Source organism: Enterococcus sp. AZ194, from assembly GCF_051713825.1.
GTDB lineage: Bacteria > Bacillota > Bacilli > Lactobacillales > Enterococcaceae > Enterococcus_K.
In genome coordinates, this window is sequence record NZ_JBIOQR010000001.1 from 1,817,297 (window position 1) to 1,839,083 (window position 21,787).

General features: G+C 36.6%; 21 protein-coding genes and 1 pseudogene. 8 read left to right on the top strand and 14 right to left on the bottom strand.

What is annotated here, in order from left to right:
- Positions 1–293: 293 nt before the first annotated feature.
- From IGI37_RS08450 to IGI37_RS08495, 10 genes are all read right to left on the bottom strand, one after another.
- Positions 294–815 (bottom strand): GNAT family N-acetyltransferase, encoded by a 522-nt coding sequence (locus IGI37_RS08450; protein ID WP_438761158.1) that lies wholly within the window; start codon positions 813–815, stop codon positions 294–296.
- A 93-nt stretch (positions 816–908) separates the two neighbouring features.
- Positions 909–1,841, bottom strand: coding sequence for a sce7725 family protein (locus IGI37_RS08455; RefSeq protein ID WP_438761159.1), 933 nt, complete (start codon positions 1,839–1,841; stop codon positions 909–911).
- Positions 1,842–1,846: 5 nt separating this feature from the next.
- Positions 1,847–2,536 (bottom strand): hypothetical protein, encoded by a 690-nt coding sequence (locus IGI37_RS08460; RefSeq protein WP_438761160.1) that lies wholly within the window; start codon positions 2,534–2,536, stop codon positions 1,847–1,849.
- A gap of 263 nt (positions 2,537–2,799) precedes the next feature.
- Positions 2,800–3,375, bottom strand: coding sequence for a nucleotidyltransferase family protein (locus IGI37_RS08465; protein WP_438761161.1), 576 nt, complete (start codon positions 3,373–3,375; stop codon positions 2,800–2,802).
- Positions 3,376–3,427: 52 nt separating this feature from the next.
- Entirely contained in the window at positions 3,428–3,832 is a 405-nt protein-coding gene (locus tag IGI37_RS08470) for a GFA family protein (RefSeq protein ID WP_438761162.1), read from the bottom strand.
- Positions 3,833–3,874: 42 nt separating this feature from the next.
- On the bottom strand, positions 3,875–4,321 hold the full coding sequence (locus tag IGI37_RS08475) for an 8-oxo-dGTP diphosphatase (protein ID WP_438761163.1): 447 nt from the start codon (positions 4,319–4,321) through the stop codon (positions 3,875–3,877).
- Positions 4,322–4,328: 7 nt separating this feature from the next.
- A complete protein-coding gene (locus tag IGI37_RS08480; protein ID WP_438763619.1) occupies positions 4,329–4,820 on the bottom strand; it encodes a GNAT family N-acetyltransferase in 492 nt (163 codons plus the stop codon).
- A 20-nt stretch (positions 4,821–4,840) separates the two neighbouring features.
- Positions 4,841–5,377, bottom strand: a complete 537-nt coding sequence (locus IGI37_RS08485; protein WP_438761164.1) for an HAD-IIIA family hydrolase — start codon at positions 5,375–5,377, stop codon at positions 4,841–4,843.
- 251 nt (positions 5,378–5,628) lie between these two features.
- The gene (locus tag IGI37_RS08490) at positions 5,629–6,030 is read right to left on the bottom strand and encodes a hypothetical protein (protein ID WP_438761165.1); all 402 of its coding nucleotides are present in this window, start codon (positions 6,028–6,030) and stop codon (positions 5,629–5,631) included.
- Between the two features lie 262 nt (positions 6,031–6,292).
- Positions 6,293–7,075 (bottom strand): hypothetical protein, encoded by a 783-nt coding sequence (locus IGI37_RS08495; RefSeq protein WP_438761166.1) that lies wholly within the window; start codon positions 7,073–7,075, stop codon positions 6,293–6,295.
- A 651-nt stretch (positions 7,076–7,726) separates the two neighbouring features.
- On the opposite strand from IGI37_RS08495, the gene IGI37_RS08500 reads away from it, so the two are divergent.
- Positions 7,727–7,933: a hypothetical protein gene (locus IGI37_RS08500; RefSeq protein WP_438761167.1), complete on the top strand. Its 207-nt coding sequence runs from the start codon at positions 7,727–7,729 to the stop codon at positions 7,931–7,933.
- 153 nt (positions 7,934–8,086) lie between these two features.
- Positions 8,087–8,353 (top strand): annotated as a pseudogene (locus tag IGI37_RS08505) (ATP-binding protein); the annotation flags it as partial.
- Positions 8,354–8,640: 287 nt separating this feature from the next.
- Here the strand turns inward: IGI37_RS08505 and IGI37_RS08510 are convergent.
- Positions 8,641–8,982, bottom strand: coding sequence for a metal-sulfur cluster assembly factor (locus IGI37_RS08510; RefSeq protein WP_438761168.1), 342 nt, complete (start codon positions 8,980–8,982; stop codon positions 8,641–8,643).
- A 246-nt stretch (positions 8,983–9,228) separates the two neighbouring features.
- The gene (gene lysA / locus IGI37_RS08515; protein ID WP_438761169.1) at positions 9,229–10,536 is read right to left on the bottom strand and encodes a diaminopimelate decarboxylase; all 1,308 of its coding nucleotides are present in this window, start codon (positions 10,534–10,536) and stop codon (positions 9,229–9,231) included.
- Between the two features lie 411 nt (positions 10,537–10,947).
- Between lysA and IGI37_RS08520 the strand changes: the two genes are divergently transcribed.
- On the top strand, positions 10,948–11,781 hold the full coding sequence (locus tag IGI37_RS08520; protein ID WP_438761170.1) for a Cof-type HAD-IIB family hydrolase: 834 nt from the start codon (positions 10,948–10,950) through the stop codon (positions 11,779–11,781).
- Positions 11,782–12,796: 1,015 nt separating this feature from the next.
- Here the strand turns inward: IGI37_RS08520 and IGI37_RS08525 are convergent.
- A complete protein-coding gene (locus tag IGI37_RS08525) occupies positions 12,797–13,717 on the bottom strand; it encodes a YitT family protein (protein WP_438761171.1) in 921 nt (306 codons plus the stop codon).
- A gap of 171 nt (positions 13,718–13,888) precedes the next feature.
- Here IGI37_RS08525 and IGI37_RS08530 point away from each other — a divergent pair, with 171 nt between their 5' ends.
- Positions 13,889–14,380 (top strand): YajQ family cyclic di-GMP-binding protein, encoded by a 492-nt coding sequence (locus IGI37_RS08530; protein WP_438761172.1) that lies wholly within the window; start codon positions 13,889–13,891, stop codon positions 14,378–14,380.
- Between the two features lie 92 nt (positions 14,381–14,472).
- On the opposite strand, the gene IGI37_RS08535 is transcribed toward IGI37_RS08530, so the two are convergent.
- Entirely contained in the window at positions 14,473–16,845 is a 2,373-nt protein-coding gene (locus IGI37_RS08535; RefSeq protein ID WP_438761173.1) for a helicase C-terminal domain-containing protein, read from the bottom strand.
- Positions 16,846–17,232: 387 nt separating this feature from the next.
- Between IGI37_RS08535 and IGI37_RS08540 the strand changes: the two genes are divergently transcribed.
- The 4 genes from IGI37_RS08540 (at position 17,233) to IGI37_RS08555 (ending at position 21,748) form a co-directional block, all read left to right on the top strand.
- Entirely contained in the window at positions 17,233–17,856 is a 624-nt protein-coding gene (locus tag IGI37_RS08540) for an MBL fold metallo-hydrolase (protein ID WP_438761174.1), read from the top strand.
- 22 nt (positions 17,857–17,878) lie between these two features.
- The gene (locus tag IGI37_RS08545; protein ID WP_438761175.1) at positions 17,879–18,583 is read left to right on the top strand and encodes a histidine phosphatase family protein; all 705 of its coding nucleotides are present in this window, start codon (positions 17,879–17,881) and stop codon (positions 18,581–18,583) included.
- 198 nt (positions 18,584–18,781) lie between these two features.
- Positions 18,782–19,615: an undecaprenyl-diphosphate phosphatase gene (locus IGI37_RS08550; protein WP_438761176.1), complete on the top strand. Its 834-nt coding sequence runs from the start codon at positions 18,782–18,784 to the stop codon at positions 19,613–19,615.
- Positions 19,616–19,801: 186 nt separating this feature from the next.
- On the top strand, positions 19,802–21,748 hold the full coding sequence (locus tag IGI37_RS08555) for a heavy metal translocating P-type ATPase (protein WP_438761177.1): 1,947 nt from the start codon (positions 19,802–19,804) through the stop codon (positions 21,746–21,748).
- The last annotated feature ends 39 nt before the right edge of the window (positions 21,749–21,787 follow it).

Here is a 21,787-nt window from a genome sequence, read left to right on the forward strand (position 1 = left end):
AGAATTGAAGGACTACGTAAAAACCACTTCGATCTCATCAATCTCTAAAGGTGAAACACCTTAAGAATTGAAGGACTGCGCAAAAAGACTCCGATCTCATCAATCTCTAAAGGTGAGATACCTTAAGAATTGAAGGACTGCGCAAAAAGACTCCGATCTCATCAATCTCTAAAGGTGAAACACCTTAAGAATTGAAGGACTACGCAAAAAGACTCCGATCTCATCAATCTCTAAAGGTGAAACACCTTAAGAATTGAAGGACTACGTAAAAACCACTTCGATCTCTTCAATCTCTATTGGTGAATAAATTGATAGGCTTTTCTTTCCCCGTGTGGGATAGGAAATTCTATCTCTCCTTGATAAGCAAAGCCACTACTAAAGATAGCTTTTTCCATAAGTGTATTTTCAGGAAAAGTATCAATTCGGATATCTCGGATTCCCTTTTCAATTGCTTCTGAGATAAGTAAGCTCAATAACTGTTTGGCCAAGCCCTTTCCACGAATATTCCCATCAATTGCAACTCGATGAATCGATAAGTAAGTGGTGTTCGACTCCTTCCAAGCTCCTTCCTTGATTGCTGTGTAGACTGGATCCACACCAGAAACGAGTGCGGCCGTTCCGACAATCTTCTGATCAGCTAACAAGACATAACTCTCATCTTTCTCAATATCTTTAAGAATCATTTTTTGTGTCGGTCCATAACCATTTTGCCATTGTGGCGAGCCTTGTTCACCCAAAAATTTTGTTGCTTGCTCGATAATTCGCATAATCGCTTCACAATCTTTTTTTTCAGATTTTCTTATCTTTATTTCCATCTGACTCCTCCGTATCTCCTCTTTATATTTCTCAAAATTATAGCAAATATTTCTAGTGAGCGGTAGCAATTAAAGTTATCTATTAAACTAGTCTTAGCGTTTCACTGAGTCTTCTTTCCAACAATCCCCTTTATCCAAATACGCACTAATTAGCTCTAAATGATGCAGTAGACTCCATTTTTTTATGCTACCTAAACCAGGGAACTTTTGCGTGACACGATACGCAAGTAACTCTCGTAGTCCTTCTGTAAGAAGCAGCTGATCTGCATTCTTTTGTATCCAAGATGCCAGTTTTTCTAGCGCTTCAAAAAACTTTCCTGCTTGATTTCCCCACGTATCATTACTGTCTGAATAAAAATGCTTGATGCGTATGTTACCATATGCATCAAAGTAGGTAATATGTAAGGTGATCACTGGACTTGGAAATCCTTTATCCTGATAAATACGCTCATCAATTGTATAATCTGAAAATCCAGAATAACCATCTTCTTTAAAATATAAATGATTATCCGAATAAAAATCATCAGACTTTGTGTAATAATCACTACTTCTCTCAGGGTGATGAAACGCATCTGTTAAAATGATTTTATTTTCTGGGAACCAAATACGAAATCGGCTCTGGTCGGGAATCAGTTTCTTTCCATCCAACTCAGCAAATTTTTGTAACTCACTAGGTGCACGCAGTGGTTGATTGTCGTCAAATAAGTACAATGGCGCCAACCTCTCTAAGGATTCCAATGCGTTTTCGCTTGTGACAATTCGAGCTGGCTGTACTGCATTTCCCTCTTGAAACTGCCACGTGTGAATAGGCTCTTCAAACAGCTTATATTGACCGACTTGAGGATTTTCAATCACATAGAGTGGTCGGTCTTTTTTTTGAAATAAATGAATCGTTTTTTTGATTGTCGCTGAATCCCGCACCGGCTCAATAATCGGCTGAATCTTTCTTGAGAGGAAGCCACGGTTTATCGCTTCGTTTAAGGCCAACAAATCAAATTGTTTTCCTCTTATATAAGGATAGTACATTTTTCTCACTCCAAAGGCTCTGTCGCACGTCTGCGGACAGTTTGTCGGTTTTTTAAAAACTCATAATCTTTTTTCAGCGCCGTTAATTCTTCTGTCAACTCCAACACTGCTTGAGTTTCTATCTCTTCCTTAAAGACTTCATATCCGCTTGAGTCACCAGCCACATCAAGGTAGGTGGTTCGTTTTTTTAGTTCCTTGTATAACTCTTCTGTGGAAAAATAACGTGTTCCCTTCTCCATTTGTTTGGCCTTTCTGACCTCTCTAAACAATGAAGCAAAAAATCTGTTGGTTAAAGCTGCTTCCTCCACTTCTAACTCTTTTTTTTGTGGCTTTTTGACCACACGAAATGTCCCTTTTGAATCCACCACTTCTTCACTAGCATAAGGACGATAAACTAAGACCCCAATCTCACTCGGGATTTCTTCTTTGACTTGTTCATACAATTCCTTAGGCAACACATAATAATTATAATGACCAATAAATGACAGCTTTGCTTTTGAACGGAAATCTGCTTTTGAAACCTTTAATTCGTAGCATCGCCATTCTCTTATACCATCTGGTTGAATAAAGCAACTTAGAGTATCCACAATTCCTTTATCATCAGGCATCGTTACTTCTTCAACAACTATTGCACCCAATTCCAAACAATATTCATATAAAGAGACTTCCATCTCAATTGTTAATGGTGTTTTCACTCAACCTCACTCCTCGCAGATCTATCTAATTAGCTGATTTCTCCTATCACTTCATTTATTATGCAGCTGTTTACCACAGTCCTTTATTTATGCTTTATTAAGTAAGATTATAATACAAACATACGTTCTTATCAAAGTTTTTTTGATAAATGCGCAAACAAAAATAGGCTTACATTGACATTTTATGCTGCCTTCTAAGCCTATGTTCTTTTATTTGATATCCACAACTCATGTAACCACAAACGCGATTCACGAGCTCGTTTTTAACTAATATCACGATTCTCCAAGTCCAACACCTGAATTTTTGACCATCTTTTCTGCCAATTTTTTTTAGCCACTCGTTGTCTATAAATAGCCATTCTGGCTGTCGACTCTTTGAAAAAAGGTGTTGCTCGAACAACAAAATTAACCATATCTGAAATTCCGTACGGAGCGAGTAGATTTATCTTATCGTCTCTTAAAGCAACAGCAATAGCCGTGCAGGTTTCAGGAAATTTAGATAAAGCATCCATGCTACTTGTATATGGCGTTGTGCCTGGATTATGACTATGCATGTACACCTCATTTTTTAACTCCCATTGAAACTCTGGATATTTTGTTTTGAGCTTAGCTTCAAGTCGAACGGTTTCTTCGTAACTAATACTTGGGTCATAAAATACCACATCAACATCATTGGATTGATCCAGCTCATTTTCTCCTGATAAATAATTCCAAATAAAATTCCGAATCGTCCCCGCACACAACCAGCAATCAGTTAGATTCAGCTCATTGACAATGTTTAGTATCTCTCTCAAACGATTGTTTGTGGCAATCACTTGTTTTAATTCTTCCTCATTCATCGCGTCCTCTCCCTTTCTATTGAATCCTAGTGACAGACTAACTCTAGTCCGCTTAGGCAAAATCTGTCTCTAGATATTTTTTTGTTTGACCAACATAATCATAATAACACGGTTTGTTATCGTAATAAATTTCTGTTGTGATGGTGACCTTATTTTCTGGCAGATTATCCACTACACCGGCTGGAACAAAATAAGTCTTTTCAGAAAGAAAATAATAATAGAGACTCGTCCCACAATGTTTACAAAAACCTCTTTGCCCTTTCTCAGATGAAGAGTAACTCCCTAGCGCTTCTTTAGAAGACATCGTCAATTCACCCACACATTTCATCCCAAGAAAGCCACTACTCCCCATCATTTTTCGACACATCGCGCAATGACAAACTTCAATAGACCAATCTTTTAACACTGCTGTAAACGACACCTTCTTACATAAACAAGAACACGTAACTGGATGCACCATACTCCCTCATTTCTCCAAACAGATTTTTCATACCCATGCTTATTTTAAATGGACTGTCAAATCCCCACTACTTTCTGAATAAAAAAACTCAGAAAACTCTGGATTACTAAAGACTTCAACCATTTCCATAAAATCAGGTACTAAAGAATAATTGCCCAACTCTTTCTTGTCTATCCAAAACACAGGCCCCTCATCAGAAGCGCTCAATGTTCCTTCAAATTCAGTCGCTTTATATAAAAACACCACATAACGTTCATCATTTTGCGTTTGAAATTGTTTGACGCCACACAGTACAGGCCGTTTAATGGCTAGTCCCGTTTCTTCTCGGACCTCTCTAATCACAGAATCAACAAATGATTCATTTTTTTCAACATGTCCGCCTGGAAACGCCACACCTGGCCAATCTTTCTTCATTCTCTCTTGAACAAGCACCTGCCCAAATTCATTTTCAATCATACACATATTTGTAAAAATTGCTTTCTCCATCACCTACTTAAATCCCTTCTACTCTTCTTTTTGACATATATAAAACTAACTCATCATTATTAACACAAGGTGCCTGCATCTCTAACGGTTTGTTGTTGAACCAAACCCCTGAGCCATCTGGAACATACCCACGTTGACAATAAAGTCTTTGTGCTGCGCCATACCCCGCATGAAGTCCAACACCTAAAGTTATTACCTCAGCTAGTCTTTGTGCCTGCGACTCTGCGACAGCCAATAATTGGTTGCCAATCCCTTGTCTTTGATACTTTTCAAACACATTAAAATCAACAATCTCTGGAAATTTATTTTTAAATGGTCCTTGTTTCGCCAAATCAATCAGCGTTACATACCCCGCAACTTCTTGATTAATTTCTGCAACAAAAACCGACCGTTGCGATGATTCTTGCTCCATAAAATAATTGGCAAGCGTTTCTTTTCTAGATGGCCAACCCTGTTGGATAAAGGCAGCATCGATTGTTTCTATATCATGCGACCGCATTTTTCGGATTTTCACTTTATTCACTTGTTACTCCTCCTCTTGCATATTTTGAGCAAGGAGCCATTTAACTGCATCGTAGACATTCTCTTTCTTTTCTCTAAGCAATTCCCTGTAAATGAATCCTTATGCTCGGCACCACGTCCAGTCGCAACATGAATCCCAAGAACACCAAAATCGTTGGCACAATTCATATCTGCCCTATAGCTATCCCCAATCACAACCGCTTTTGTTCGATCAAATTGATACAGGTTCTCTGCCTCTTCAAGTAAACCTGTCTTTGGTTTGCGACACGTACACCAGCTATTTTCTTGATGCGGACAAATGAATACTTCATCAAATCCAATTGTTTTTAATGACTGTTCAAGTGCAGTCCTGTTCATTTTTCCTTCAGCTATTTTTGTTTGATTTGTGAGGGCAAAAACCTGACAACCCGACTTTTTCAACAGCTGGATAGCTTCCCTTACTTTCTCATATAATACAAATTCTTCTATTGCACAATAATGGCCACTTCCACCAATCGTTCCATCTCGATCAATAAAAACTGTTGTAAAATTCATTTGATACACTTCCCATCTAATGAAAACTTTTTTATTTAAACCTTATCCATTTTTATTCTCTTAACGCCCCTTCATTATAACGCAACCTTTGTCATATAGGTACATAATCAAGTGTTTTACAAAAAAAATGGACTACTCGTCTAGGTAACGAATAACCCACTCTTGGATCAGTTTTTGATGGCAATAGATAAAAAAGCTTTTTTCAAATAAGTGAATAGGCGCGTACAAAAATTGACACACTACACTTAAACTCATGCCTTTTTCGCTAATCTGAAGTTTATTATAGAACCAACCATCGCTAACACCCCAATAATGATTAGCTTTAATGCGCCCGCTTCATTTTCAAAAACATATAAATAAGCGCTTAAGAAGGCCATATAAGTAAATGTTATGATTGCGAAACAATTAACGGTCATTCTTAACTGCTTACTTTCTTGTTCTTTATAGACCATCAAAAAGGTTTGGTATGAGTAAAACACCCCCGTCACACCAAACAAAATGAAAAAAACAAAGACAAAGACTGGATTAGTCAGCCCTTGGAGTAGTGAGCCAATAATTGCTACCACAGACGCCAACACAATCAGCCCTGACACACTACCAACAACTAGTGGGTAGCTTTTTTTTAACAAAGGAATTTTTGTTTCTTTTTCCATTTCACCTTCTCCAATCTCCTAACTAAGTGACTTCTGAATAAGTTTTTTTGAGAACTCCTCTTTTCATTATAGTGAATTCTGTCTTAATTATACTCCTTTTCGTCTCATTCTTCTCTCTTCAAAAAACCTCTTTTATCAACCTTTAAATAAAGTTAATAAAAGAGGCGATTACACGATAAAAATTAGTAACACATCTAATCTAGTTATTTAAATGACTCAACTCACCCTCACTTATTGTCCAGATTAACACCCTATCAAATCCTCAGTCAATTTTTTTGTAGCGAATCGGTTTGGACATCCCTTCTGGCACATCTTCTCCTTTTTTAGAATAGTAGCTGGGATTAATGCCAGATGCAGCAGTCAGTATATTCTTTTCAGAAAAATCAAAGAAATAACGGCTAGATTCATCTTCCGTCAACGCAGTCATGACTTGATTAGAGACCTCCTCAACCTTTAGTAATTGACTGTCTTTTCCATCCAAATTGTCTACATATCTTAGGGTTTGTTCCGTCTCATTCTCAAGAGATAGACGAATGTAATAAGTTTTTTGTTCCTCCTCTGATTTCCATTCGCCAATCAGATCAGTAAATTCAGCCATTGTTGAACTCGTTTTATTTATGTTCACTTGCTTTACAGCGTCTCTATTCAATTCAATAGGCGCTAAGCTTCCACCCACGCTACCTTCTGAAACTTCATATGAAGGCAACACAGTCACTTTATTTTCCTCCAGCCTAAAAACATAATCCAGAGGTTGCTTTTCTTCTGTTTGAGTATGAATATGATTACCTGTAGTCTCTGTGACCTTCAGTTTTTCGCCATCAAAATACACATACCCTTCACTCTCAGAAATTTCATATTCTTTCGCTTCTCCATCAGTATGTAAAAACCATTTGCCGACTAACTGGCTACTTAAATTTTTATTAATCTTTACAATTTTGTCATCAGCAGCTTGTGTCGTTTCTTGAGTCGACGCCTCGCTATTTGAGCATGCTACTAATAACATTACACTCGCGAGAATCACGCCACCTATAACTATCTTTTTCATAAAACACTTCCTTTCTGCCTTTACTCTCCTAATACCTGTTCTCAGAGATTAAATTCACTCTACCTCATTTGGTAGTATTTTCTATTTATATCCCTATCTACTGTACACTCTAACAAAAGGACTTTTTAGACTAGAGCTTGTAACTCTTCTATGATAAATTAGTTTATAAGAAATATGTCTACTGATAGTTTTGGTATCTATTGATTATTGAATCACTTATTTCCATAATAAAATATGAAATAAAAATAAACTCATTATTCTATTATATCAGCTAAAATTCCAAGTAATTCCTCCCTCTATGTCACTTTTTTAAATGAAGAATTTCAATCTTACTGTCAGATTAGAATAAGCACACATAAAGCAAAAGTTAGCTTTTACAGTAATAAAACCTTTATTTTTTATGGAAAAGAGACTGATTCATTAATCGAACAAATTATAAACTGCTTAAAAATTTCACCATGGGCTAAATTTACCTATTCAGAATTCTTAGTATTACTGGTAATGAAAAAGAAAGCCCGTGGTCTAACATCCTATATCGATAATACATTCGGCATTTTTTTCGATAACATCCAAGGAATGGTGTTATAAAATGAAATCTATTCTGGAACAGAAAGATTTGTAAACATTGCTTCAGAAGGTTGGGATGAAACAATGAAAAAGTTATTTTCCACTGGCCTTTTGTCTTACAGAGAAAAACGAAGTGATATACTAAAACTTTATATAACAAATGCGGGGATGAAGATGCTTACTCACTATCAAAACAATTATATGTCACTGTTTAAAATCGACTATGCTACACTAAACTTTAAAAACCTAAAAATTCCTTCTGATGAAGTTGATTTTGAGAGTAGTGAATAATGTGTCAGTATTTTCCAGTCTGATATATAATTTTTATTTTTTTCAAATCAGATTTACCTATATAGATCATCTCAAGAAAATTATTTTTAGTAACTCAATCTCGAACTATCTACTCGATTGTATCATATTCTGCCATCATATAGTTCAATAGTGAGGTATGCAAACTATGAACTGTTAATTATTGATGAAATTGGTTATCTTCCAATTCAGCGACAGGAGGCAAATTTATTGTTTCGATTGATTAACGCTCGATACGAACACCTTTCGACTATCTTTACGACTAATTCTAGCCTGTCTGGCTGGGGAAATCCAACAGCCACAGCAGCTATACTAGATCGATTGGTTCATCATTCTCATATATTCAAAATTACTGGAAAATCATATCGATTGAGAGATCATCAAGAAAATCTACAAAAATAAGGATAATAAAACCGCCTTTTTCCTACATTTCTAAACCGCCCTTGACAATCCTGATTAAATTAGACACCTTATCACAGAAATACACCATCATAATCACCACTTTTTATAATTATAATGACAATTGTGTCATATTACTATTCAAATATTGGGATAATTCTCAAACCAAAAAAACGCCTCCGCTAACCGATTAGTTAACGAAAGAGCTTTTTATTTTTTACTATATTAAATTGAACATCTTTTTAACAATAAACTCTCTAATTGAGAGCCAATTATTATAAAAAACGTCTCTATCGAATCCCCAAAGCAATCCGTGCATAACGACTCATCTTATCAGTCGTCCAAGCTGGATACCACACAAGCTTCACTTCTGCTTTTGTGACTTCTGGGACTTCTTTCATTGCTTCGTGAATTTGTTCTGTCAAAATATCTGCTAACGGGCAGCCCATAGTAGTTAAAGTCATTTTCACTACAGTCTCCCCTGTTTGTTCAAACTCGATTTCATAAATTAAACCTAAGTTTACAATATCAATCCCTAATTCAGGATCAATCACGGTTTCTAATGCCATTAAGATGCGTTCTTTGATGGACTCAATTTCTTCTGGACTCCACTCTTGATTGGTTTCGCTCATCTTTTCACACTCCTCGTCAAGATTCCTACCTATAATACTCTTTTTTTGGTTATTTGTAAATGAGAATATCCTCGGAATGATTCTCGTTACTTGAGCGTTTGCTACTCACTCTTCAATTATTTGTTTGTTTTATTTTCTTTCAAAGAGCCAAAAGAACAAGCCTTCTGCAAGAAAGAAAATAAATTCTGTTCATGCTACTTCTGCTTGTTCTCTTTTAGCGACTAATTTACTTTAGAATAATTATTATTAATCAACTGGGACATCTAAATCAATCAAATCTTCGTAAGTTTCACGTCTCACGACTAACGTTTCTTTACCACCTTCAACAAAAACAACTGCTGGTCTAGGATTCCGATTATAGTTACTAGCCATAGAATAACCGTACGCTCCCGTACTTGTCAGGGCAATAATGTCTTCCTCTGTGACAGTTGGAAACGCGATGTCTCGAATAAGAACATCGCCAGACTCGCAATATTTTCCAACAATATTAATTGACTCTTTTTCTTCGTTTGCCTCTATTTTACGATTAGCGACCAACGCATCATATCTCGCATCATATAAGGCCGGACGAATGTTATCTCCCATTCCACCATCAACTGAAACAAATTTGCGAATAGAAGGGACATCCTTTTGAGAACCCACGCTATATAATGTCACGCCCGCTTCAGCCACAATACTACGTCCTGGCTCAATCCATATTTCAGGAAACGGGTAGGCAATTTTTTGACAATTTTCTTTCACTTGTTGGATAATCGTTTGGACAAACTCTGCTGGTGACACAGGTGTATCTGACTCCGTGTACTGAATGCCAAACCCACCACCCACATTAAATACCGTTGCTGTATAATCTAACTCTTTTTTCCAAGTAGCTAATAGATCAAAAATAATATCTGTCGCTGCCACAAATCCTTCTGGTGAAAAAATCTGTGAACCAATATGACAATGAACGCCTTTAACGACAAACACCTCATCCGCTAAAAGTTGTTTTAACGCTTGTTTAGCTTGGCCACTCGCTACATCAAAACCAAATTTTGAATCCGCTTGACCAGTCAAAATATAGTCATGTGTTTCCGCACTAATCCCTGGTGTCACACGGAATAAAACTTCTTGTCTTTTTTGTTTAGCATGAAGAATTTCACTTAAAAGTTGAATCTCATAGAAGTTATCAACAATGATTGTGCCTACGCCTTCATCAACAGCCATCTGTAGTTCACTTCTTGTTTTATTGTTCCCATGAAACTCGATATCTTTAGGGTCCATGCCCCCTTTAAGAGCTGTGTACAACTCTCCACCTGAAACGACATCACAAGCTAAGGATTCCTCTTGTAACACCTTATACACTGCAAGACAGCTAAATGCTTTACTCGCATATACGACTTTATTTTTAACACCCGCTTCTTTAAATGTTTGCTTGAAGCCTCGTGCCATCTCTCGAATGTGTTGAACGTCATAAACAAATAATGGCGTCCCATATTTTTTTGCCAACTCAATTGTATCGACACCACCGATTTCTAAGTGGTCTTTTTGATTCCATTTTGCTGTCCCGAATAGCATAACTTCACTCCTCACTCCTAATTATTTAGCAATAATAGCATACTAATGAAAACTTGACTAGATTTCACTCAGCATTTTCTTATTTTCCTTTTCTGATTCGTCTCTGTTAACCAGAACTTTTCGTAAAAATTTCCTGAAGCCATTAAATTTATTCAAAAAAAATTCTATTAAAAAATAGCGTAATTAATTTTGAAAGGATAAACAGTGCTCAATTTTCTTCCTAAAGTGACGGCCTCTTTAACAAAACAACTTTATTATTAGAATAACTGATGTTAGGATAATTCTATAAGAAGAAAAAAATTTCTATTTTGATAAAGGACTTTTGACTGACTATAGACGCACTCATTCCTGACTGTCAGGCGGATAGGTCAATCACTGATTACTGAACAAAATATGGATAGGAGTACATTCATGACAATAAAAGCAATTGTATTAGATATTGATGGTACCTTATTAACTTCAGAAAGGAAAATTTCTCAAGGAACTAGAGAAGCCTTGATTCGCGCACAAAAAGACGGCATCAAAGTTATTCTGGCTTCTGGACGCCCTACACCAGGCATGTTGCATTTAGCAGAAGAATTGTGCATGGATACATACGAAGGATACATTGTTTCCTACAACGGAGTGATGGCTTTAGATTGCCAGACCAAACAACCCATTTTTAGCCAGCCAATTCCTACTGACTTAGCTAAACAAATCTTAACTCATTTAAAAGAATTCGAGTTGATTCCGATGATTAATGATGAAACCTATATGTATGTTAATGATGTGTTTAATAACCAACTTCAGCTTCCAGACGGTCCTTTCAACATTATCCAATATGAATCAAGAGGCGGACAATTCCGCTTGTGCGAAGTTCCTGATTTGGCTGAATTTGTGGATTTCCCACTCTATAAAATTTTAATTGCTGGTGAAATAGAGTATCTTCAACAGCACTATCAAGCGATTCAAGCACCTTTTATAACTACCTTAACAGCCGCTTTCTCCGCACCAGTTTATTTTGAGTTTACAATGAAAGGCATTGATAAAGCGAAAGCTGTCAGTGAGGTCGCAAAAAAACTGTTAATCACACCAGAAGAAATCATCGCATTTGGTGATGGGCAAAATGATCGCACAATTATTGAATATGCGGGAATGGGCATCGCAATGGGCAATGCAGTAGACGAATTAAAGGCTATTGCAGATGACATTACTTTATCAAATGATGAAGAGGGAATCGTTGCTGCATTAAAAAAATATTTATAAACATTTGTGGAATCGTAACTAGGTAAGATGATTTTTATTTTGAAAAGACCATTTATTAGGGCGATGAGAGAAAAATAGTGCCACTAAAAAAGACAAGAAGTTTCAAAGACAATCTCTGGTTGACAAAGCCTGAGTCCTCTTATCATTCCTGCCTTTCAACTTGACTAAACTTGTTTTATCGTTGGTTCCGTTGCTTTTTTTGATAAACCTTTTACATTTTTTTGATTCTTACTTACAGATAAAATTTATAGTGAATCTGAAAATCTAGTGAATCTATTAAAAAATTTTCTCATCAGTCTCCCTTCTCGATGACATCGGTTTTTTATCAAAAAACGAGCAATAAATCCATCAAGCCAGTAGGACTCTCATTTACTAACTTGGAAGGAGTATAAATGAGAGGTAACCCTACTTTTCTAGCTTATAAAGTTAAGACAAACAATTCCATGTAAGAGACAACACCGCTATTAGAAACAGGCGTCTCTTACGCTTCATCTTTTTTGCACATCGCTGTTCAACATCAGCTTTTTTCAAAAGCTGTGTTTCACAGCAAAAAAGGCATCGACCAGCTTTTTCACTGGTCGATACCGTTGTCTTAGCTTAAATAAGCGTCTCTTTCTCCTCTACTTATCGGTAATCCTAAAAAAAGAGTAGAAATATTGTCTCTTCTTAGGTACAATATAGGAGGTCAGTGTGCGCATTGGCTAGGGCAAACTTGATGATCAGTGTGTCTGATTACTCAAGGCTTCATACAACGACGCCAATCCTTGTATGAAGTGCCTTTTTTTATTTGGATTTATTGCTCTACTCTCATTCTAATGAAAGAAAACCCTATAAGTCAAGAACAAAAAGTTAGGTAAAATGAAACCTTCCATATTTTCAAAATTAATAATCGAAAAAAACAAAAAAAATTTTGAAATTCGATTATAATTATTTCCTAAAAGCTTTATAGACAACATATTTGCAGTAAAAAAGAATTCTTCACCTTCGAAGAATTCTTTTTCTTTATTTTCCACTTTTATTTAATTTTTTTTTCAGGAAAACGGCCAGTTGCTCGATAAGTCTTCTGTTCGCTCTCATTAGCAAACCGCCCGATCACAGAATGTGTCGGTAAAATATTAATAAAGGCATTTTCGTCAAGGGTCAAAACGGTTTGTTCCAGATCATAAAGCTCATAACGTGTCACAACCATCATAATCATTTTCCCTTCCACTTTTGCATAACCTCCGATTGAAGGTAGCAACGTCATTCCCCGTACCAACCTCTTTGAAATCGCATGAGCTACTTCTTCTGGTCTGACAGTGACAATCATTGCGGTTACTTTTTGATGACTCGTATGAATCATATCCACTACTTGGGTCATACAATAGATTGAAATAATGGTGAATAAGGCACTCTCCCAATTAAATAAAAAACCTGCCAACATGACAATTAATCCGTTTAACAAAAACATATATTTACCCACAGTTTTTCCAGTAACTTGAGACAAAATCACTGATAGAATATCCATTCCACCTGTAGTAAAACCATATTTTAATGAAAGACCTGCACCAATCCCAACAAAAACGCCGCCAACAATTGCATTCATTAAAATATTGTCAGTAACTTGCCCATTAGGAACAATCACAGTCATTACAGAAATACATAAAACGGTTAGAAAGCTTAATAAAGTTGATGATTTGCCTAATTTGATATAACCTAATACAAAAACGGGAATATTGAGTAAGAAAATAAACATTCCTGTATCTACCTCAATAGAAAAGTAGGTCTTTAAAAGTGAGGCAATAATCTGGGCCATCCCATTCATTCCTGCAGAGAATACATGGGCAGGAATCAAAAAGTAATTCAGGCCAATTGCCGCAGTAATACCCGTTAATAAAATAACGCCAATTTTTGTAAGTATCTGATGCTCCTGATAGGTTCCTATTAGTTTACTCACCTTTCACACTCCTTAAATAAATCCATAGCTAGAATAACAAATCCTCTTTAAAAATGAAATCATTATCCCTTAAATGAGAAGAATTTTATCATTCGAAAATCGACTGGTCGTACAAGTCCTTTCATGGTATGCTTTAGCTAATGAAATTGAAACAAATTGGAGGAGAAATTTATGGCAAAAGAAGCAAGTTTTGATATCGTATCTGAAGTGTCTATTGAAGAGGTTAAGAATGCCATCCAAATCGCATTAAAAGAGTTAAACAATCGCTTTGATTTTAAAGGTTCGACAGTTGAGATTACATTGGATACTAATAAAGTAACCGTCGTTGGCGATGATGATTTCAAGTTAGATCAAATAAAAGATATCTTATTTAACAAATTGATGAAACGTGGCGTGCCAATCAAAAATATCCATTTTTCAGAGACTGTTAAAGCTTTAGGTGGAAAAGCCCGTCAAACAGCAGAATTGATCTCTGGAATTGACAAAGAGAATGCCAAAAAAATTAATACGGCCATTAAAAATGCGAAATTAAAAGTAAAATCACAAATACAAGATGATCAGATTCGCGTCACTGGAAAAAATAGAGATGATTTACAAGAAGTCATTCAAACCTTGAGAAAAATGGACTTGCCTATCGAACTACAATTTACAAATTATCGATAGGAACGCCTTTCAAAACAAAAAAACTAGGTACGTACTCGCTTTAACGAGCTAAGACGTACCTAGTTTTTTAAGTTGATGAAAAAAATTTCAATTTAATTCGTTAGCCCGTTCTTTTTGTCCGTTGTCTGCCAAAAATTTTTGATTTCCTCTTTTAATTGAAGTGAGTTAAAGGCTGTTTTGTAATGCTGCCAGTGAGGCGGAAACAACTCTTGATAACGCGGTGTCTTAAACCGTCTATCAAGTAATAACACCACACCCACATCAGATACATCTCGAATAACGCGACCTGCTGCTTGTAAAACCTTATTCATTCCCGGAAGCTGATAAGCAAATGAAAAGCCATTTTTCTCCTCTTCATCATAATATTCTTTAATTAACTCCTGTTCGTGATTCATTTGAGGCAAGCCTACCCCAACAATTGCAGTCCCTATCAGTCGGCTTCCTTTCAAATCAATTCCCTCTGAAAAAATTCCGCCCAACACACAAAACCCCACCAAAGTTTTTTTAGGGTCTTTTTCAAATTTCTCCAAAAATGCTTCTCGTTCTTCTTCGTTCATATGGGTATCTTGAATTAGCGTCTGAATTCCCGGATATTCTTGTTTAAACCCTTCTGCCACATTATCCAGATAGTGATAGGAAGGAAAAAAGACCAAGTAATTTCCGGTTTTCGCTTGTACTAAATCACCAATTGCTTGAACCACATCTGGCTCACTTGCTTGTCGTTTTTGATAAGTCGTTTCTATATAGTTTGCCACAATAATCCGCTGATTGTTCATTGGAAAAGGACTCGGTAATCGATACGCCAAACTCTCCTTCCCACCTAAAACAGTTTGATAATAAGACAGGGGTGAGAAGCTAGCAGAAAATAATAAACTTGCCACCCCTTTAGAAAGAGAAGACTCTAAAAAGTCTGATGGATCAATACAGAATTGTCTCACAATTAAGTCCCCGAGTTTACGTTCAATTGTTGTCTCATAATGATCATCATAAAACTCACTCATTTTTAGAAATCTCAGAACGTCAAAATAGTAAGATAGTACTTTGGGTTGGGCAGGATCTTCTGGAAATTCGGCCAACCATTCTTGCATCTTTTCACTTAGTTTATATAGCTGATTAATTAAACTCTCTGCTGGTTGTTTCTGATGGTGATACGACCAACCATCTTCTTCGGCAATCTTTTCAATAGACAAAAACTCTTTAGAGACTTTTTTTAATACGCGTTGCAGCTTCTTATGTTCAGACCCCAACTCAAAAATCACCTCTGAACAACGATTTTTTTCAATGGTCGCTGAATACATCTCTCGAGAACGATTCACTAGGTTGTGGGCCTCATCAATCAAAAAAATATTCTCCTCATTTTCCTCTTGTTCAAAAAATCGACGTAAATAAACAGTGGGATCAAACAGATAGTTATAGTCGCCAATAATAATATCACACCACAAACTAACATCTAAAGAAAGCTCAAAGGGACATAATGTATGTTTTTTAGCGTATCTTTCTATAACTTCCCTATTCATTTGGTTTTCATGATTTAATAAGTCCCATAAACCTTCATTCAATCGATCATAGTACCCATTTGCATAAATACAATGCTCTGGTGTACAGTTTCGCTCGGTCAAAAAGCAGATTTTGTCCTTCGCTGTTAAGGTGACACTTTTTGTCTTTGCACCTGCCTCACTCAAGGCTACCAAGGCATCTTCGGCAACTTGTCGAGTGATTGTTTTGGCGGTTAAATAAAAGACCCGCTCACCTTCTTCCTCCCCTATAGCTTTCAACGTAGGAAAAAGGGTTGAAATGGTTTTTCCAGTTCCTGTCGGCGCCTCAACAAACAGCTTTTGTTTGGTTCGGATGGTCTTATAGGCAGCTACAGCAAGCTCACGTTGTCCCGTTCGATAGTCACCATAGGGAAACTTCAAAGCCTTTAGCGAAGTATTTCTGAGTATCCGCCAGTTTTCTTTAAAAATCACCCATTCCTTATAATCTGCCACCAACTGGTTAAAAAACTCTTCTAATTCATGGGCAGAAAAATGGCGAGTGGTTCTTGTTATAATTTCTTCGATTGTTTGAAAATATGTCAGTTGAATGGTTATTTCTTCTAACTCGTTTTGACTCAGATAGATATACCCGTAAACCATCGCTTGATAAAAGAACAAGTCAATTTGATAAGGCTCTAACTCTTCAAACCGAGGCTCGGAGGTTTTTATTTCGTCGATTATCCATTGTCCCTCTTTTTCGAAAACACCATCTGCTCGACCTTCAATATTCAAGGTCAGCTCTTCAAAGACAACCTCAGTTTTTAAAAAGACTTCTTTTTGATAAGAGTCACCGGCTTCTTTTTGTAGCTTGCGATGAATTCTTGCCCCTTCAAGTGCTGTGTGCGTACTATTATTTTGGCTAGAATCGATACTGCCTTTTTTTAAGATAAACTCGACAAGCTGTCTGACTGAAATTTTCGACTGTTTCATGGGACCCTCCTTATCAACAAACGAATGTTCGTATATACTAAAACCTAATTATAAATCAGAACGCCACGTTTTTAAAGAAGGAAGTTTTTCCTTGAGATAAACAGATCTTTTCCTTACTTTTGACTTACTTCTCAATAAAACAAAAAAATTCCCTGCGGATAAACAGGGAAAAGGATAAAGAATTAGGATTTCTTTGGATAAGTTCAATATAGACTAGTTTTCTTAGAAACTCATGAAAACCTGATAGTCTTACGTTTAGAATTCACTCTATATTTTCATAGAATCTGATTATTCAGAAAACTCCTGTCTTTTTTTGTTCCTGCTCAATTATTGAGGTATACTATACTAGTAAAGAAAATCAACAGATACGTTTTGAGGAGGACATTTATGAAGATTACTCGAATGAAAACCGGACCGATTCAAGAGAACTGTTATCTAATTTCTAATGATAAAGCATTATTGATTGTTGATCCTGGTGAAGATGCAAAACAAATTATTACTGAGATTACTCGTATAGGTCAACAGCCTGTCGCCATTTTATTGACACATACTCACTATGACCACATTGGTGCTGTGGAGGAAATCCGTCAGCACTATAAGATTCCCGTTTATGTGAGCCCATTAGAGCAAGCATGGCTTAGTAATCCGATGATGAACCTATCTGGTTTAGGTCGTCATGATGATATCCAGACAATCATTGTTCAACCAGCTGAATATGAATTTGAAATGAAGGAGTATCTTCTTGGTGATATGCGTTTTACCGTTGTCCCAACACCTGGACACTCGATTGGCAGTGTCAGTTTTATTTTTGATGACTTTGTTGTTTCTGGCGATGCTTTATTTAGAGGGAGCATTGGACGAACAGACCTTCCTACAGGGAACCTCGAACAGCTACTAACTAGCATTAAAACGCAGCTCTTCCCTCTTCCAAATGAGTTTGCAGTCTATCCTGGACATGGAGATGCGACAACCATCGAACACGAACGACTAACGAATCCTTTTTTCAACTAAAAATTTATAAGGAGTGTAGTAAATGACCGAAACGACTTTATATGTAGTCCGACATGGAAAAACTATGTTTAATACGATTGAACGTGTGCAAGGCTGGTGTGATACCCCTTTAACCAAAGCTGGTCAAGAAGGCATTCACTATTTAGGCCTTGGTCTTAGAGAAGTGCCTTTCGCAGAAGCCTATTCTAGTGATAGCGGCCGAGCAATTGAAACGAGCCGTATTATTCTTGGTGAGCATGCACATGGACGCGACATCCCCTATTCAATTGATAATCGAATTCGAGAATGGTGTTTTGGCTCTCTAGAAGGCGGTTATGATATGGAGATGTGGGGTGTGGTGCCTCGAGTACTTAATTTCCAAAACTATGATGACATGATTGAAACAGATGTTACCTTTAGACAGATTGCAGAAGCGATTCAAGCAGTTGATACTGCAAATTGGGCCGAACCTTATGAGGTCTTACGTAACCGTGTATGGTCAGGCTTTGAAGATATTGCTCATCGAAGAGAAAAAGCAGGTGGTGGGAATGTTTTAATTGTCTCACATGGCTTAACTATTGCCTTTTTATTAAACTTGATTGATGAAAAACAACCTATTCGTGCCGGCCTACAAAACGGAAGTGTTACAAAAATCACTTACAAAGAAGGAAAATTCTCCATCCAAGACATAAATAATGTAGACTATATCGAAAATGGCAAAAAAAAGTCTAACACCATTCTAAACTAAATTTCTATCAAAATTGTCTAAAATAAACCTTATCTAGCACGTTTAGAGACTGTCTTTTTTAGACAATTTTTCTTTTATATCTTCTTACAAACTTCAAGTTTTTCATAAAAACCTAAGTCTACTTCATAAAAAGTTTGGTTTTCCTTATAATAACAGGTATACTAAACTTGTATTTTTTTGTCTGAAAGGAATGAAACTATGTTACTAGCAAATATTTGGAAAGCAATTGTTTTAGGAATTGTTGAAGGTATCACTGAGTGGTTACCTATAAGTAGTACTGGACACCTCATTTTAGTCGATGAATTCATTAAAATGGATGTCAGTAAAGATTTTACCACAATGTTTAATGTGGTCATCCAGTTAGGAGCAATCTTAGCCGTGGTTGTCTTATATTTTGATAAGTTAAACCCCTTCTCCACTAAAAAAACAACGATTGAGAAGAACAACACGTGGACATTGTGGTTTAAAGTTGTCGTTGCTTGTGTTCCAGCAGGCATCTTAGGACTTCTACTAGATGATTTCTTGGATGAGCACTTCCACAAGTTTTTACCTGTTTCTATCATGTTGATTGTTTATGGGGTTGCCTTTATCGTTGTTGAAAAAAGAAATAAAAATGCGACACCCAAATGTACTTCATTGAATGATTTTACTTATAAAGCGGCATTGGTCGTAGGGTTCTTCCAAGTTCTTTCGTTGATTCCTGGAACCTCTCGTTCGGGTGCAACAATCCTAGGAGCAATCCTCATTGGTGCTTCTCGTTTTGTCGCTACAGAGTTTTCATTTTTCTTAGGAATCCCTGTGATGTTTGGGGCAAGTGGGATTAAAATTTTGAAGTTCATCAAGGCTGGAAATTCTTTCGACTTCCAACAAACCTTTTTATTATTGTTAGGGATGATCGTCGCCTTTGTTGTTTCGATCATTGCCATTAAATTCTTATTAAATTATTTGAAACGAAATGACTTCACCGTCTTTGGTTGGTACCGAATTATTTTAGGAGTCATCCTTATTGGCTATTGGTTGATTACCTTATAATATTTGTAGAAGTACAGGATAAATTCTGTGCTTCTTTTTTTACCCTTTTTATTGATAATAATTATCATTAAAAATTCTATCTCACTTAGATATTTCAATTGATAATCACTATCGTTCTCAATTAGAGATTTATATTATCAATTAGAAGAATGATATGATATGCTTATCTTAGAAGGAGGAATTCTCATGAGTAAATCTGAAAAACAAGCATTTTTATCAACGCTCTTCTGTTTGCTTTTAATGATTCTAGCTTTTATCTTGGAAAAAAATGATATTCTGATCTACCCTTTCGTTTATAGTTTCGCGATACTCTCTGGTGGCTGGAAACAAACGTATGAAGGATTATCTGAACTATTTTCTGAGCGAACATTAAACGTTGACTTATTAATGGCACTTGCGGCAATTGGCGCGTGTCTCATAGGTAATTGGTTTGAAGGCGCTATGTTGACCTTTATCTTTTGCTTAAGCGGTACTTTAGAAGAATATACAACAAATAAAAGTCGTAAAGAAATCACTTCTTTGATGCAATTGAAACCAACTGTAGCACAAAAAATTCTCGCTGACGGACAAACAGCTGAAGTTGAAGTGTCTGAATTGGCCCTCTTTGATAGCGTTCTTGTTCCTAAAGGGGCTACCATTCCTATTGATGGTGTGATTCTTAGCGGTCACAGTAGCATCAATGAAGCTGCGATTAGCGGAGAATCTGTTCCAGTTGAAAAAACAATTGGAGCAGAAGTGTTCGGTGGGACGTTAAACACAGGCAATGCCTTAACAATTGAGGTTACTAAAACGAGTGAAGATACCCTCTTCGCAAAAATTATACAATTAGTCGAAGAAGCGCAATCTGTGCCAACCAAAACGGCCTCTTTCATAGAAAAAATCGAAAATATTTATGTAAAAATCGTTCTACTGATTGTCCCACTTATGATTTTCATCCCATTCTACTTCTTGAACTGGACTTGGGATGAAAGTTTTTATCGGGGAATGGTCTTATTAGTTGTCGCCTCTCCTTGTGCCTTGGTAGCCTCTGCTACACCAGCTACTCTTGCAGCTATTTCCAATGGTGCAAGAAATGGCGTGCTCTTTAAAGGGGGAAGCTTTTTGGAAAATCTTGCCCAACTAAAAGCTATTGCTTTTGATAAAACAGGCACTTTAACTAAGGGAAAACCAATCGTAACCAATAGTTTGTTTCTTGAAAAGGAAGACGAAGTCATTTCAATGTTGGTAGCGATGGAAAGAAAAAGTAACCATCCTTTAGCAGAAGCGCTCATTCAACATTTCCGAGTGGACTTACCTCAAGACTTGGCTTCACTTGAAATTGAGGAAGTGGTTGGTTTTGGTTTACAAGCTACCTATCAGAACCATATTTGGAAAATCGGCAAGCATGCCTATAACCCAGATGTTACTTACGTCTCAACTGAAACAAAACAAACCATCAAACAGCTAGAAAACGAAGGAAAGACCGTGATTTTCTTAGCCAAAGATGACAAACTAGTTGCCTTCTTCGGCCTACTGGATGTAGCCAAACCTGAAGCTGCCTCTGTAATTGCCTACTTCAACGCCCAAGGAGTCCATACGACTATGATGACCGGAGACCACGAAGGAACGGCTCGCGCTATTGCTACAGAAACAGGGATTACTACTTATTATGCAGATTGTCTGCCTCAAGAAAAAACCACTCGAATTGCTACGGAAAAAGAAGAGTATGCTGTGAACGCGATGGTTGGTGATGGAATTAATGATGCCCCAGCACTTGCCACGGCCTCAATAGGAATTGCTATGGGTGAAGGAACAGATATCGCGATGGACGTTGCTGATATCGTGCTGATTAATAATGATTTAGAGAAGCTTCAAATGAGTCATATGCTCTCTCTCAAATTAAAACGGATAGTTACACAAAATATTATTTTTTCAATCAGCGTCATTATCTTACTTATCTTATCAAATTTTTTTCAATTCATTAGCTTACCCATTGGTGTAATTGGTCATGAGGGGAGTACCATTCTAGTTATCCTAAATGGTTTACGTTTATTAAAAACTATCCCTCTTCAATCTAATTCAAAAAAAAATCTGTCTCCTGATTGTACTGACTGTCCTCTATATCAAGATCAAGTGGTACGTAATGAAGGATAAACTAAATAAATTTAACAAAAGACAAGCCTCCTGAGCGAA